The organism is Pseudoalteromonas sp. '520P1 No. 423' (assembly GCF_001269985.1).
Taxonomy (GTDB): Bacteria; Pseudomonadota; Gammaproteobacteria; order Enterobacterales; family Alteromonadaceae; genus Pseudoalteromonas.
Map to the genome: position 1 here is coordinate 431,622 of NZ_BBZB01000001.1, position 15,665 is coordinate 447,286.

Annotated in this window: 16 protein-coding genes; 1 reads left to right on the forward strand and 15 read right to left on the reverse strand. The window is 40.2% G+C overall.

Annotated features, from left to right (window positions below; genetic code table 11):
- Positions 1–80: 80 nt before the first annotated feature.
- The 11 genes from PSA_RS25025 to PSA_RS02005 form a co-directional block, all read right to left on the reverse strand.
- Positions 81–245, reverse strand: a complete 165-nt coding sequence (locus PSA_RS25025) for a hypothetical protein (protein WP_157575717.1) — start codon at positions 243–245, stop codon at positions 81–83.
- Between the two features lie 373 nt (positions 246–618).
- Positions 619–1,671 carry a ChaN family lipoprotein gene (locus PSA_RS01960; protein ID WP_052380084.1) on the reverse strand — a complete coding sequence of 351 codons (1,053 nt, stop codon included), beginning with the start codon at positions 1,669–1,671 and terminating at the stop codon, positions 619–621.
- Positions 1,672–1,834: 163 nt separating this feature from the next.
- Positions 1,835–2,659: a hypothetical protein gene (locus tag PSA_RS01965; protein WP_042147943.1), complete on the reverse strand. Its 825-nt coding sequence runs from the start codon at positions 2,657–2,659 to the stop codon at positions 1,835–1,837.
- Positions 2,660–2,662: 3 nt separating this feature from the next.
- Positions 2,663–3,550 carry a metal ABC transporter permease gene (locus tag PSA_RS01970; RefSeq protein WP_371257846.1) on the reverse strand — a complete coding sequence of 296 codons (888 nt, stop codon included), beginning with the start codon at positions 3,548–3,550 and terminating at the stop codon, positions 2,663–2,665.
- Positions 3,551–3,555: 5 nt separating this feature from the next.
- Entirely contained in the window at positions 3,556–4,284 is a 729-nt protein-coding gene (locus PSA_RS01975; RefSeq protein ID WP_052380083.1) for a metal ABC transporter ATP-binding protein, read from the reverse strand.
- Entirely contained in the window at positions 4,284–5,174 is an 891-nt protein-coding gene (locus PSA_RS01980; RefSeq protein ID WP_042147937.1) for a metal ABC transporter solute-binding protein, Zn/Mn family, read from the reverse strand. Before PSA_RS01980 ends, PSA_RS01975 begins: the two co-directional genes overlap by 1 nt.
- A complete protein-coding gene (locus PSA_RS01985) occupies positions 5,171–5,719 on the reverse strand; it encodes a hypothetical protein (RefSeq protein WP_042147934.1) in 549 nt (182 codons plus the stop codon). Before PSA_RS01985 ends, PSA_RS01980 begins: the two co-directional genes overlap by 4 nt.
- Entirely contained in the window at positions 5,706–6,029 is a 324-nt protein-coding gene (locus PSA_RS01990) for a hypothetical protein (protein WP_052380082.1), read from the reverse strand. The genes PSA_RS01985 and PSA_RS01990 overlap by 14 nt, the downstream gene beginning before the upstream one ends.
- Positions 6,022–6,846, reverse strand: coding sequence for a DUF4198 domain-containing protein (locus PSA_RS01995; RefSeq protein WP_042147931.1), 825 nt, complete (start codon positions 6,844–6,846; stop codon positions 6,022–6,024). Before PSA_RS01995 ends, PSA_RS01990 begins: the two co-directional genes overlap by 8 nt.
- A 2-nt stretch (positions 6,847–6,848) precedes the next feature.
- The gene (locus tag PSA_RS02000) at positions 6,849–7,322 is read right to left on the reverse strand and encodes a DUF2271 domain-containing protein (protein ID WP_052380081.1); all 474 of its coding nucleotides are present in this window, start codon (positions 7,320–7,322) and stop codon (positions 6,849–6,851) included.
- A gap of 12 nt (positions 7,323–7,334) precedes the next feature.
- Positions 7,335–7,982 (reverse strand): PepSY-associated TM helix domain-containing protein, encoded by a 648-nt coding sequence (locus PSA_RS02005; RefSeq protein ID WP_127924167.1) that lies wholly within the window; start codon positions 7,980–7,982, stop codon positions 7,335–7,337.
- A gap of 110 nt (positions 7,983–8,092) precedes the next feature.
- Here PSA_RS02005 and PSA_RS02010 point away from each other — a divergent pair, with 110 nt between their 5' ends.
- On the forward strand, positions 8,093–10,039 hold the full coding sequence (locus PSA_RS02010; protein WP_042147927.1) for a flavodoxin domain-containing protein: 1,947 nt from the start codon (positions 8,093–8,095) through the stop codon (positions 10,037–10,039).
- A 112-nt stretch (positions 10,040–10,151) separates the two neighbouring features.
- On the opposite strand, the gene PSA_RS25715 is transcribed toward PSA_RS02010, so the two are convergent.
- The 4 genes from PSA_RS25715 to PSA_RS02030 form a co-directional block, all read right to left on the reverse strand.
- The gene (locus tag PSA_RS25715; RefSeq protein ID WP_042147924.1) at positions 10,152–10,427 is read right to left on the reverse strand and encodes a hypothetical protein; all 276 of its coding nucleotides are present in this window, start codon (positions 10,425–10,427) and stop codon (positions 10,152–10,154) included.
- A 110-nt stretch (positions 10,428–10,537) separates the two neighbouring features.
- Positions 10,538–12,796, reverse strand: a complete 2,259-nt coding sequence (locus tag PSA_RS02020) for a TonB-dependent hemoglobin/transferrin/lactoferrin family receptor (RefSeq protein WP_042147921.1) — start codon at positions 12,794–12,796, stop codon at positions 10,538–10,540.
- A gap of 176 nt (positions 12,797–12,972) precedes the next feature.
- Positions 12,973–14,403, reverse strand: coding sequence for a DUF2271 domain-containing protein (locus tag PSA_RS02025; RefSeq protein ID WP_193216538.1), 1,431 nt, complete (start codon positions 14,401–14,403; stop codon positions 12,973–12,975).
- Between the two features lie 61 nt (positions 14,404–14,464).
- Positions 14,465–15,436 (reverse strand): hypothetical protein, encoded by a 972-nt coding sequence (locus PSA_RS02030; protein ID WP_052380080.1) that lies wholly within the window; start codon positions 15,434–15,436, stop codon positions 14,465–14,467.
- Positions 15,437–15,665: the final 229 nt, after the last annotated feature.

Below are 15,665 nucleotides of genomic sequence, written 5' to 3' on the forward strand. Positions count from 1 at the left end.
CCTCGTTTTCATCTAACCTTCAGACATAATTTAAGATCAAGCACTTCAATCATTTGACTTATTGCTTTCATTATTAACAACTAAGTTTCAGTCGGTTTTTCTTTGACAATATGTAAATGTATTACTGTTGCTAACTTCTTCGCGGTTGCCATTCTTAGATCAATTTCATAAGGAGGTATAGCTGCCCATAATGCAGCCATCATTTCACCTATTTCTGTGGCTTGAAGCGGACTACAAAGATTCAATTGAAAAAGGTTCGCTTATCGCTCTGAACCAAACTTCGTAAAAGTGCCAATAACGGACAGTCGAAAAGGAAATTAAAAACTGAAAATATTACACTAAAAGAATTGATATAAGCTTAGTCAAGAGGAGGTTACTTCTTCGTAATCTTTTCTAACTCCACTTAATCGCTTGATTTTAAATTAAATTATCAACTTACATTTTTTGAATGATTTTAAGTTTGCTGATTTTGTCACACACTTTGCACCCCAAAAAACATTTCATATAATATTCAGTAACTTAAGTAAAAACCCAATAGTTACCTACTATCTAATAGTAATTAAATAGAACCAAACCGATAAGTCAACTTCCCTCTAAATTTTAACACAATGATTTAAATCAAGCCTTATCAGTTCCAAATGAACAGTCTTGTTTAGAGCGCTTGAATACTTTTTCACGCCACACTCTTTTATTTTCATCAGTAATCACCATCGGTGATAATGGATAAATAAGTAATAAATAGTCACCTTTATCCATATCAGTGTATTTAAAGCTAGGAGTGATTGGGTCATTGACCAAAATAGGTTGAATAACCGCAATCTGACTGTCATTGCGAAGCTTCAAACGCTCTACCGTACCTAAACCAGACGCTGAGTGAAAATGACCATTTAAGTGAACGATTTTGTGATCAGGATGAGCTTGCATTGCTAAATGTATTGATTCAGCCATAGTATCATCGCGAACCACCTGCGCGTGATAGCTGTTTAAACTGGCTTTACTGCGAGAGCTACCATGGCTCATTGCACCCGCAAATTTCTCGAAATAATCGCCTTCTTCTGGAATATGAAAAGAAGCAGCCACTTCATCTTTTCTTTCTTTGGGTAATTTTTCTAAAACTTCAAGCCCGTTGCGCCCCGTGCACACAACAGTATCTTTTGGTGCATTAGCCGCAATTACGGGTAGATTTAGAGCTTTGGCCATTTCAACGAGTGGGCGATAACTACTTTGATAATTATCCCACGCTCGGCCAAAGTGCCGAAGCGTCCATTCGCCAATTTCTCCAGCCAAATAAGCATCAACGGTTTTTTGTGTATCGCGTTCAAATTGCTCCATTGATAATATGACATCATTATTACCAGCTAACATACGCTGATAAATCATCGTTTGCGCCAGATGATTACCTGGGTGTCGATGATTTTCACCTATAAACACGACATCGTAGTCACGTAAACCACCGTCTGTGTCGTTAATATTTACAATTTTAGGCTGCTGCCCTCTCACATCAATTAATTGATATGAATATAGAGAAGTTAATGGTTGCGAGGATAACCACCCACTATTAGTTTTTTCAAATGTTATTAATGGCTTACTAACTCGCTCTTCAACGTTTGTGCTGCAACCACTAAGTGCAGCTAATACACAAAACATTTTATTAATTTGATTAAACTTCACTTAACATCCTTAAGAGCTGTTAAAACAGCAAACTTAACATTCGAATATAATAAATAACGCGATGTCACTTTAAAGAAATCACCGAGTTTGCATATACAGTTGCTTGCTGAAAACTGGCAAAGCTTTGCTTTCATGATGATATCACTAAAGTACAAAAACTCCGCTAACCGGACTTTAATGCTTCATTTAACGAAGACAGCTGTTTTTCTAACCTATTGATTAAGCTACCTGTACTAAAGCGAGAAAAGTCATCGATTTTCCATACACCAATTGAGTTTTTCTTTCCGCTATCTATTATCAGGTAGCGAAGCCCTATTGCCACCGCATCTTCTTCAGTACTAATATCACTGGACAAACTTGCGATAAAAGGCGCTATTTTGGTACTTTTAGGCACTATAGACGCAACTTCTTTTGTCATCAAGACATCGTCTAATTGCAAATTGATTTGGCGAATTTCCGCTGAAATGCGTTGGTAGTTTTGATTGATTTGTTCAATATGCGCTGGCCATAACGTGCCAAGGTCACGCTTTAATATACCCGCCATTACCAGCAAATTATTACTATTCAGCCAAAAAAATTCATTATCAGAGGCCAAAACTACTTTTTCGCCATTGGGCATAATCGCATGTGCAATATCAATATCAACAATGCGGATATTACTTAGTCTTAAACTTGGAAAAAAATCTAATTCTGGCTTTACCGCACTTAGTCCAACAAAGGCATCAAACGATGCAAATTTATTGCTGGCATTTTTTCTCAGCCAACTCGGCACCCTGTTAACAGGTAAACGCTTTGGCGGTAAATAACTCACGTTAAGTGGCGTATTGTCGATCATTGCCTGCGTTAAGCTAAAGCTAATGGGGCTTACTGTCGCAATGCTACCATTTGCTGAAACGAAGTTTATTGGTGCTACATTTGCCAATGCGGTACTTGCCAACAAGCAAGAAAATAGCGCGAAATACGTTTTATACATAAAGTTAAGTCGCATTTTTTATCCTTTTTTCCGCATAAAGCTATGAGAACTGATTGAGAACACAAACCATACACAAGCCACCAAAATAATCGCAGGTCCTGTCGCTACAGCCCATTGCATATACATAGGCAACAAGACACCCGCTAAGGCGCTAGAGGTGGCAATAAGGATTGACCACGCCAACATGCTTTTTAAATTATTAGCCAAAAGCCGTGCACTTGCCGCTGGGATTAATAGCAAAGCACCAACTAACACCGCGCCAATAATTTTTACCGCCGCTACGGTCATTAAGGCAATGAGCAATACAAAGCTGTAATCGTGTAGCTTGGTTTTTACGCGTAAACTTTTTGCAATTTCTGGCGACAGTGCAGTTAAATACGCTTTGTTTGAATACTTAAACGCCAATGCGGTAATAAGCACAAACATGGTAAATAAAATCACGATATCTTGTGAATCGGCCGTGAGTACTGAGCCAAAAAGCACTTGTTCAACTAAGTGAGCATTGACTTTCTTGGCCACTACCATCAACAAAGCTGCACCAAGAGCTAACGCGAATGATAGGAATACGCCAATCAAGGCATCGTAAGGCACAGTTGTTCTACCGCGCACCCATTGCAGAGATAATGCAAACACAATGGAAAAGGCAAATAGACTAATCCACGGTGCAGTGGTCGGCTCGCCGAGTAAAATACCTATCGACACCCCTGTAAGTGCAGAGTGACCAACCGCTTCTGATAAAAACGCTAAGCGCTTAACCACGACTAAGGTACCAAGTACCCCTAATAACGGGCCAATCATTAAGCTGGCTAAAAAGGCATTAACTAAAAAGCTATAGCCAAACATTTCGGGTAGCCAGCCTTGCTCTGCTAAGCCAGCGAAAAATTGATGAATACTGTCTAACATAATAATGGCTAACCCATATTGGCGAAATCTAACGGCGACGCATTTTGTTGTAATACGTCAAAAATTTTATCAGCACTGCCTACTTCAACTAAGGTTTGTTCAATAAGTGCTATTTGCTGACAATACTTAGCAACAATATGCCAATGGTGCTCGACCATTAAGATCGAATTTTCTTTTTGATGATAGTCACTTAACAGATCGAGGATCAGTTGATGTCCTTTTTTATCAACGCCCGCTAACGGCTCATCCAGTAACAAAATGTCTGGTTCATTAAGCAAAGCGCCACACAGCAGCACTCTCTGTCTTTCACCTGTTGATAAGGTGCCGATGCGTTTGTCAGCAAAATTACTAATTTGGAACTTTTCCATGGTTTGCATGATTTTTTGATTGTGCTTGTACTTAAGCCAAACGGCGCGGTTTTCCGCTACCATGCGTAAGTAATCGAGTACGGTAATTGGCAAAGTGGCATCAAACGGTGCCAACTGTGGTACATAGCCAATATTGCCCACTTTCCCTTGTGGCCAATCTAAATAGATGCCACCTTGATGAGGCACAAGTCCAAGCAGTGCTTTGATCAGCGTTGATTTACCACCACCATTGGGGCCGACAATACCCAACCAGCAGCCAGGCTCAATGGTGAGATTAATATTTGATAGTAAATGATTTCGCTCTATTTTTACTGATGTATTATCGAAAGTAACGCATGGCGAAGCGCTATCGGAAGCCGTGTATGACATTAACCTACCTTGTTAGCAGCATACGTTAATGCTTCTGCTAATTTGTTGATATTGTGACGCATTTCTAATTCGACTAATTCTTTGGTGTACTCGCCGTGCGTCATATGAGAAAAGTGGTAAATTTTAATGCCAGTTTCTTTTTCAATCACGTCAATGTAATCATTTGACATGTTTAGTTCAGTGAACAATACGTCGATATCCGCTTTGCGAATTTCATCAATCGTCGCTTGTAACTGTGAGGCACTTGGTTTTACCCCATGTGCAGGTTCAACCACGGCAGAAACCGTTAAACCAAATTCTTGTAGTAAATAACCGTAGGCATTGTGAGTGCTGGCAATTTTAACCTTGCTCAAATCTTTATTGATTAAGATATGTTGAACATTCTTCTTTAATGCACGCAACTTTTTAGCGTACAAAAAAGCATTTTTACTAAAGTACTTCGCATTCTCGGGATCAATTTTACCTAACCCTTTAGCAATGCTGTAAACTTGACGAATGCCCGCATCAATCGACACAAAAGTGTGTGAATTTGACTTACCACCATGACCAAGTAACGGCACATCTTTATTAGCAAAAATCATGTTGAGGTTTTTAGGGTTTACGCGCTCTACGGCATGCATTACAAACTCATCATGACCAATGCCATTAACCACTAAGGCATCTAATTTATTCAACCGAGCAATATCCGCCGGATTTAACGAGTAACTGTGAGGATTAAACCCTGTTTCAATCAGCGGTAATACTTCGCCTTTATCACCCAATACGTTAGCAACATACGAATAATAAGGATGCAATGTAATACCGACAGTAAGCTTTTTGTCTGTCGATGGTTCAGCAATGGTAAACCCCGCAAAGGTTAACAGTAGAAATAAGGTAATTAGGTGTTTCATATCCTGCTCTTATCAGTAGCTAAATGGGCGACGGCTCGCCATTCTTCAATCGCTTGGCAGCGCGTGTCATTGTGAGTTTCATCGAGAGTATCTGCATGATTTTCATGATTTTCATGAGCCCCGCTCTCACGCCATTGAACCTGCCACGGCTCGTTATAGAGTTTAATCAAACGCAACTGCACTTCCTGTTTATCAATTACAAAGCAATTTTCGCCAGCCATCTCAAAGTGCTCAGCGGTAAACGGTGCTAATTCATTGTCTAGTAATTCAGTTAAGCTCGGCTGCTGACTTACTATTTCAATATCTTGAAGCATGGCAAGTTCGTCGCTAGCGATACTAAGCTGTGTAGCTAAATTACTGAGGTGGTTAGGCAGTCGAATCGTGTGATGATCTTTATGCCCAGTAAACCATAGCAATAAAGCAGCAGATAATAAGATACCAATTAACGTGAGAAAAAAGTAACGATTCTCTTTATGGCTATCCGTTAATGGAATAACTTCTCTAACCACTTGGGTTTGGTGTGCTTGATTATTAAAGTTCGGCATAATCGAACTCAGCTGGGCTTTCGTGGCCGGGGTTAAATACGATGTAGAATTCACTCTCGGGCATTTTAAAAGCTACGCTGCCATCTTCTGCGGTAGTTTGTTTAGAAAGTAGTTCTTCGTCGTAAGAGAATACTTCAAGCGCGACAACACCAGCTAAACTGGCATCACTATAACCGGCTAAGCAGTGCAGTGTTGTTTTATCTTCAGGCTTTACTTCACAACTTAGTGTCGGAAAATGCGCATACGCCTTGCTGCAAAGCACCAAGGCAATAAGCGCTAGTGATGTTTTTGCAAAAAATTGCTTATTCATAAATCACTTCAAATGCATAGTAAACACGAGTAATGTCGAAATCTGCCTCGGCATCTTCACTTTTCATTTTATGATATACCTTAAGCATAAAACGTCCACCTTCTTCTAAAGAGAAGTTAACCAAACCTTCGCTGTCTGATTTAAGATCAACAACTAACGGCTCTTCTTGGTATTGTGGACCTTCTTTTTCTAAGGTGAAATCTAAGTCTTTAGCTGGCTCACCATTAAATAGTGCCTTAATTTGAATTTCTTCACCTGTTACATAGTCTGCTGGGTGAGTGACAGGCACTAATTCAAAACCTTTATTTTTTGGCTGTAAAACGGCATCAGTCGGTGCGCCATTAGTCAGGTATGACATTGCAACAGTAAAGTACTTAGAGGTTTCTAAGTTCTTGCCGTTTTTAGGCATTTTAGCTTGTGCTTCTGATTTGCTCGCTCTTAAGCGTTTTTCAGTTTCACGCTTACCTACTGTGTAGCGAGAGAAGTACGAAGGGCCTCGCTCATAAATCAATCCGTAAGTACCTTGAGCTTCAACAGCTAAATCAAACGTAGAGCGCTGTGCACCTTGATAGAATGAGCCAACACGACGGATTTGCTTACCATCAACACCATAGGCTTTAACACCCGAGCTAGGCATTGAAAAATCTGGTCTAAAGGTAGTATGTGACGCAGTAATATCCACCGTTACGCTTTTTGACTTATCCGTATCTACTGAAAAAAAGCTCGGCCAAATGTAAATGTCGTGTGCGTTACTCGCAAAGCTTGAAATAGCGAAAAGAGAGCCAACAACGGCTTTTAAAAAGTGATTAAACTTCATTATTATTTTCCTATTTTGATACTTATTGGGCCAACTTCTTTATCAGCCTTAAAATTGAATTCTTTTTGGTCACTGTTAAAATCAATAGCTTGCTTAATTAACGAACGGCCGCCGTCTTCGCGCACCACTTCGATATAAAGCTTAAATTTACTGACGCCTTCAACATTGAACGATTTTTTATACTCACCAGGCCCTTTAGTCGCAGCTGTTACACCGTCTGGTGCATCGCCATAACGTCCCTGCTTACGCCACCAACGACGAATGTCTGCAAGCCATTTGTCTTCTGATTTTTTGGTAAGATGCCAAAGCAATAGCGTTTCTTTTTTTTCCTTGCTTTCTATCCAAATGGCAACATATGGTTTGTGATAATTTGCGCTGTCAAAGCTCGGTAACTCAAAACTAACATCCAACTGCTCTGCCTGTACGCTGGTACTTGCTACTATTAACGCCAACATACATAAAAATTTACGAAACACTTAAAATTCCTCCTAATGCATTAAATACAATGCAAAAATAAATATGCCGCCACCCATAACCATTGAGATATTGGCAGGCACACGTTCTAAACGATTAACCACTACTAACCAGAATCCACTGATGCAAAACAACAACATACAAACAGCGCTCAGATCTGACATTGCTCGCCAAAAGCCACTAACATGCTTGGCTCTGTGAAGGTTATTCAACATGGCTATTGTCGATAGCTGACGGTTATCTACAGCAATCAGATTGTCTGCAAAAAATACTTCAATGACGGTAGATCCGTTAGGGCCAGTGAGATCAACAATTAACAGTTGATCGTAATCATCCCACTCAATCGAAAAATCAACCCCACGGATATCGTGTTCTTTATCTAGCCACTGCAACAAAACCAAACTGTGCGAGCCATAATTTTGTGGCCAATCTGGCATTTCTCCCGCCCAATCTGGCAATTGAATTTCACTCATCTTGTTATCAACTTCACCCATTTCCAATTCTGGATGATTTAATAAAATCCCAGTAACGGCAAAAAATATCATTAATAACAACACCGGTAAGGCACTGTATATATGCACCTTTCGCATAATAGCTGTGACTTGATGTAACTGAATATGATGTTGTCGACGCGTTTCGTCGAGCTTATTAACGCTTTTCAATTGAATACCCAAAATTTTTGAGAATGCAATTATACTAGTAATTACGAATAATTCTCAATAACATATGCAAATAATTTTTATTTAGATTTATTTTAAGTGGTAAAATTCTGATGCCATCGATGATCAATTCATTAGTTATACAGCGTGCAGCCCCTTTTTTGGCGCGCATATTAAGTGTCATCAATATTGCGATGATAGTTTTATCGTTAGTGTTGTTTACGTTAGTCTGGTCGATTCAAGCTGCACACACAGATTCAGAAACGCTAGGAGAGTTGCAATATGCAAATACGTTAGTATCGGGTGCGCTAGTGTCGGCCGAGTATAAACAATTACTCGATAGCCGCCTTTGGAGGATAAAACCTGAGCTAGGTGGCGGTGTGATTATTACCACTAACAACGGTTTGATTAAAAATAAACTTAGTACACAGCATCTAACAGTCTACCTCACTAGCCAATCAATTTTGAAATGCTTCACAGCGCTATGCATATTAGCCGTGATTTTGCTACTTGCCAGCAGAAATTACTTGCGTTTGGTAGCACTAAGCGCCATCAATATTTTGTTGATTTTTCACTTCAAGACGCCATTTTTGTTTGATGAAAAAACTGCTATTACTACGCCTGTCAGTTACGCAATAACGAGCTTAACTTTCGTCGCATTAATTCTTTGGATATACAATAAATGGTTACTTAAGAACAATCATGTAAGTAGCACATTAATCGCTTATGCAAGTCAATCTGGTAGTGCAATGTCACTTGCGAAACGATTTAATAAAGCGTTACTTCACACTAGCGATGTGCGCTGTGTTTCAACATTAGACCCGAATATTTTTAGCCAGTACGAGAACGTATTACTGATCGCTAGTACCTACGGAGAAGGCCAACCTCCAGAAAAGGCACAAAATTTTTTGCGTAAACTAACGTCTTTAAATACTTATGAAAGCGCAGTAAACTTTTCAATCTTGGCTTTGGGAGACAGTCACTATAGCGACTTTTGCGCTTTTGGTCATCGCCTCGAGCAGTTACTTACGTTAAAAGGTGCTCAATCTATAGTTCATACGGTCGAAGTTGATCGCCTCGACAACAATTCGGTCAATGATTGGTGGCAGAAATTAACCACGCAACTTAACTGGCGCACCAAAGATATTAAGCAGGCTTGCGTCTCCTTGCCAGTGGTTGAGAATACAGTCTGTAATCCAACACAAGGTCATCGACATGCGCATGTTATCGCATTTGATAAGCAACAGCTCAGCTACCAGCCAGGTGATCTGCTCGCTATATCGCCTGTGCGCAGCACAGAACACGCAAAACGCATTATCGATAGCTTAGGGTTACAAGCGCAAGACACAGTGACTTTAGCCAAGCAAAAAACAACACTGTTGAACGCGTTAACCACATTAGAGTGGCAAGGAGAACAAGCAGAAACGGCACAGCAACTCGTCGAAAAGTTAAGACCATTAGTACCACGCGTCTATTCGATAGCGAGCTCGCCTTATCACGACACGATAGAGCTTTTGGTGCGTCGTCACACTCTAGAAAATGGGGAGCCTGGCATTGCATCTCATTACTTATGCGATTTAACACCAGAGCAATTGGTGAACGCTGAAATACGCGTGCACTCTAATTTTCATTTACCTAAACATGACGCGCCGCTCATTTTAATTGGCGCAGGTACAGGCTTAGCACCGCTAATAGGCTTTTTACGCCATAGAGCGGCGACGGTTAGCTCGCAACAACATTGGTTACTATTTGGTGAGCAATACCAAGCAAAAGATTTTTACTTTTCTAAAGAAATTGACCTATTGTGCCAACAAAAGCTTATTAGCAAGTTGAGCTTAGCATGGTCTCGCGATAATGAGCCTAGCTATATTGGTGAGCATATTACGCGAGAAAAAGCACAACTACTTGAATGGGTTCAAGAGTTAGGCGCTAACATTTACGTTTGTGGTAATCAGGTAGGTTTTGGCGAAAGTGTCTGCGAAAAGCTCACTGAAATATTTGGGCAAAAAGCATATCAACGCATGATTCAACATGGCCAATTGCGAACTGATCTTTATTAATGAACATCTAATAAATGAGATACTCAAGAACCTTTAGTTGCTAATTTAGCGTCTTTATTTACTAAGGTTAAAGCCAATAACGTTACTGTAATAAAAACGGTCACTAGGTTGGCTACTGGATATTTAAATGGGTACAAAATAGGAGTGATAATTCAAAAACTCCCATAAAAATAAAATGGGCGCCGAGAAAATCAAGGATAGAAGCGGTTGTTTCTGAATACTTGCTTCCTTGATGGATAACAAATATACCCATAAAGCCAATCGTAAGATGGGCAACTATCCAAAGATTAACGTCGTTAACTTCCCTTAATAACATCACAACTGTGTGGCCGATAGGCATCAGCGACAGTACCAAAAGAATACTCAATAGCCAGAACTTAATACGCATATTTACACACTTTATCTGAACCAAAAAAAACTCTGAATCTTGCGAAAGATTCAGAGTTTTTATTATAAATAATTTTAATTAACTAATGACTTAATTAATAAATAATTCAATTAAAACATTACATTAATACTGGCTTCAAAGTTTCTTCCAGACTCTGAGTAACGGTTAACACCGTCACCATCAACACCGATACCTGGACGCATGTCAGCTTGGTCAACAAATCTCACGTTATCCCACAAGAAGTATTCCTTGTCAGTCAAGTTGTTCACACCTGCACGCAACGTGATGTTTTCTGTTACGTTGTAATAACCCGCTAAATCGATAACAGTAGCAGTGTTACTTAGGTATAACGGGTAAGTACGCGAACCATCTTCTGCATCTGTGTTATAAGCATCGTCTTTATCTTTACCTTTGGTAAAGTTAGTGTACATCGCTACACCCCAGTTATCAGCGCTATATTCAACGCTCCATACCGCATTGAACGGTTGAACAGAGAAAATAGGGTCGCCGTTGTCTTCTTCACCATCAGTGTATGCAGCTGAAAGTGACGTGTTAAAACCTGTTAAACCAAATTGGTTAAGGTCTAGATTTAACGCTAACTCTAACCCTTTAATTTCCGCATCAGCAGCATTCATAGGTGTTAAGTAACCGTCAGGATCTGGTAAGCCTGTTTCAGGGTTAGTACGTTCCACTCTTACGTTTTCAATGAAGTCTTTGTAGTCACTGAAGAAAACACCTACACGGTAATCAAGCGCACCAGCATTACCGACTAAAGCAACATCGAAGTTTGTTGCATATTCTGCTTCTAAATCTGGGTTTGGCATACTTGTGATATCGTCTGGTGTACCACCTGCGATGTATAGCTCTTCAATTGTCGGTGCGCGGAAACCTGTCGACACACCCGCTTCGATAGATAAGTCGCTGTTAATTTCGTGCTCAACACCGACCGTCCAAGTAAATTCACTGAAACTAATTTCAGTTAATAACTCTAGTTCGTCACTGAAGTACTCATCTTCGTGTGCATCATAAGTAATGTCATCAAAACGTGCGCCAAGACGAATTTGAGTGCCTGGCGTTACTTCAAACGTATCTAATGCATAAACAGTGTGAGTTTGAGATTCTGATTTTGGTACCAAAGCGCCATTGTCTGCTTCGACCCAACCTAAATCATCATAGTTACTGTTTTTAGCACGCCTACGGTAGTTTGCGAAATCTTTATCTAAGTGTTCGTAACCGTAAGTTAACTCGTGTTGTGTCTCGGCTAATTCAAATGATTTAACTAAATCAACCGTGAACTGCATAACGTCTTGATCGAAATTACGGCTGTCAATGCGGTCTTCATCTGCGCGGAAGAACGGACCAAAGTCGTAAGTTACATGCTGTGTCGTTTTAGCTTCAAAGTCGATGCTTTGGTCGTTGTAAGCGACTTCGATTCGATCAAATAATACTGTGTCTTGCTCGTGGTTTAAAAATACGCCAATGCGCTTTGTATCAGACGTGTCATCACCGATACGGTTGCTGTACCAACCGCCGTTGAATGACTGAGCGTCTGTCATCGTTTCAGTTTTGTATTGACTTGCTACTACACCAACTTCAGTGTTTTCTGGAATATGGTAAATCACTTTTGCTAAGTAACTGGTTGTATCATGCTCCTGTGGATCAGGAATTTCTCGTGCCGCCCCTTCGATATCAAGCGCATCCATGTCGTAGCTTTCATACTCATCACTATCGCGCTGTGTATACATGATCATTGACTCTAAGTTACCGGTTCTGTTTGCAAGCGACAGTGAGCCTATTTGTTCATTGTTATTACCTGAGTAACCTAATTTAACGCCTACAGCTGTATCGTTACCTTCTGCGGCTAAAAAATCAGAAGGATCTTTTGTCGTAAATGAAACTGCACCAGATAAAGCCCCACTACCAGATAAGATAGCGTCAGCACCTTTAACAATTTCTACACGCTTTAACGCTTCAATGTCAACGCCATTGCGAGAGCCTTTGAAGTAACCGTAAGCTTGACCACCTTCATTTTTAAGCGTTTCCCCTTGTGGTACCCCGTCAACGGTAATCGCTACTCTATCTTCATCTAAACCGCGAATATTAAAACCTGACGAGCCCCAACGGTCATCGCCTTTTGATACGTTTACACCAGGAATATATTTAACGATGCCTTCCATGTCTTTGATTTGGTTAGTATCTATATCTGTTGCTTCAATCTTTTCAATTGTCGCATCTCGCTTAATACTTTTAGCGTGAATAACCGTTGTATTTAACGTATTAAGATCTTCGTCAGCTGGAGTTTCTGCGTAGGCTGTTTGACCGAGAGCCACAGTAATAGCAAGTGTTAAACTGGTCTTTTTCAAGTTCATTTTATTCTCCGGTATTAGTGTTTCAGTCCCCATGTGAAGCGTCTTATTTGTTTAATCGTTTATCGCATTCCTTAATAACAAAGGACTAATTCGAAAGTGCGATTACATGAGGTTATTAAATTTGCGCGCATAATAATCTAAATGCAAATCATTATCAATTGTATTTTTAAAAATTGTTAATTGAACGTAATGGTGAGTGCGTCAATTTCCTTTTTGCCATTTTTCGTCAATACTTGCTTTTGATTCATCAGATTAAAAGGTAACGAAATTTTTTCGTAGTCGCCGTGCTCGCGAGACGCTTCAGCAAACAAACGATACTCCCCTTCTGGCAATGACTGCCCAAAGTCATCTCGTCCATTCCAAATCACCTCATAGTGACCTGGTCGTCTTGTTGGCCTGGCAAAACCGTCTAGCAATTGTGGCGTTTTACGTCCTTGGATACGCCACCACGAACGATTTTCTTGCATCCAGCGCTCACTTTGTCCCAATATCAATAGGTTCTTAACGACTTTCCCTTTTTTGTCGGCAATCCAAAGTGATACATAGGGCTTGCGGTACTTAGCAACATCTATTTTGGGTAAGGTAAAGCTAATTTTGGCTTGATAGCCTTTATTGGTTTGTTCGTCTGTGTGCTGTGCTTGGTAATTCTGATACCAATTATTGGACGCGTATTGGCGGCCGTCACTGTCAATCAGCAGTGCCGCATATCTTGGATTTTTTTCCAGCCAATCTAATGCCACTGAAATGTCGCTGACAGCAAGCGCCGTCGCTAATGCATCAGCACTTGTGGCATCTGGTGCTTTAACGATTACCGTAATAGCATTGTGTTTTGGCCAGCCATCACGCGGCGCTAAGATATGAGAGTATGCTCGACGAGCTATTGTTCTGCTGCGACTTGAATGCCCGCTGTAAGCTATCGCCCCACGATTGATATTTAAGATACCCAATCGTATTGCTTGACCATCATCGATACTATGCGGCACAGCCAACCCAACTTGCCACTGTTGTCGATTATCACTTAATGAGGACCAATAAACACCATCTCCTCCAATGTCGATTTTGATTGCGTTGGCATTTGGCGCAGACATTTTAGCCACTTCCATTGCCTTGTCTAAAATATAGCCTTTAGCGATACCACCAAAATCCCAAGTGAAATCTTGATTCGCGATACCAGCCTTTAAATCATCAACACTAAAGTTACTTTGTTGTGCTGCTCTTGCCGTTTTACGAATATCGACACGATTAGGGCGTTGCTGCTGTTGCTCAAACGACTGCCACATTGCAATAACATTACCTAAACGACAGCTAAATGATTTTGGCAGTGACTTTTGCCATTTCTCACAAAGCCTGATCAGTGCAACTAAATCTTTTGATGGCGCATTAGTGACACCATTTTGGTTTAATTCGCTCACTTCAGAGCTTGGTTCGTAAGTACTAAAAACGCTTGCTAAGCGATCTATTTCAGCCAGAGCAGCTGCTTGCGCTTGCTTAGCCTCGTCAATAGAACTTTTAACGCCCATTTCAAACGAGGTACCGAGCACATTCGAGCGAGTAAACTTTTGTAGTTCACTGTCTTGCACTTTTACAGCTTTTACACTGGGAGACAAAAGTAGGGCAGCCATCAAACTGATGGCTGTCCCTGCGTTACGGATTAAGTGACGCACTAGGCTACTCACCAATATCAGCGCTTGAAATCACACCGTCACTGTTTTTATCCCAACGCGTAAAAATACGCTTACCTGAAATTTGAAACTCTTCAAACGTCATGGCTTCATCTTTATTGTCATCTAAGGCATTGAAACGCACATAAGTTTGCTTAATTGAACCACGACGGCTTTTGTCTACCGTTTGAACAATGCGATCTTCAAATTCAATAAGGTATTCTTCAGCAGATAACACGCCATTTTTATCTGTGTCTGTTACATAAAATACAGAGCGACGTTCGTTGGTAAACTCATCTCTCGATACCGCACCGTCTTTGTTGGCATCATAAATACTTTGTAAGCCTTTTAGGTTATGAGTAGTTGGCATTTTGATATAAGAGATTGGGTTTTTACTGTACCAAGAACTACCTGATTTTTTCTTGCTATACTTTGACGCTTTTTTAGGATCTTTTTCATCAATAACGCCATCTTCGTTGGTGTCCCAACGAGCAAAAATGCGAACACCTGAAGCTTCATATTCACTCCATTCAATCGCTTTATTTTCATCTTTATCAAGCGATTTAAAACGACGGTTAGTTTGTTCTATATGCGCTTTACGACCTTGTTCATAGCGCTTGTCTAAGCGGTTTTCAAACTCATATAAATACTCTTCTACATCGACTGTGCCATTGTCGTTTGCATCAGTGGTATTGAAGCGTGTTTGACGCCATTCGTTATATTCTGCCCACGTTAACTGTTCGTCTTGGCCTATACTGTATTGAGCAAGTAACCAATTTAAGCGCTGCTCAGTCATTGGCATAGGTCGATGTCCGCGATCATCTTTTTTTGCTTTTTCTCTGTCTTGTTTGGTTAAAACTGCTGCCTCGGTTTTAGCCGCTTGTGTTTTAGCGACTTGCTCTGGTGCAGATTGTTCTTGAGTTGCAACACAACCACTTAACATTGCAAAGGCGATAGAAGTGAACACTATTTTTTTCATTGTTAAAAATCTCTTCTTAATTAAAAACTAAAAGTGGATAAAACTAATTCCTCAACGATAAACATCTGTTATGAATAATATTTTTCTACAAATACTTTTCTTTTAAGGGGATAAAATTAGTCATCTGGCATTTTGATAAGCAGTTGAATTAGCAATGAAATCGTCATGTGCTGCTAACATTTCACGTCAAAATTCGGGCGCATTTTAATACGAACCATTATCATTTGCA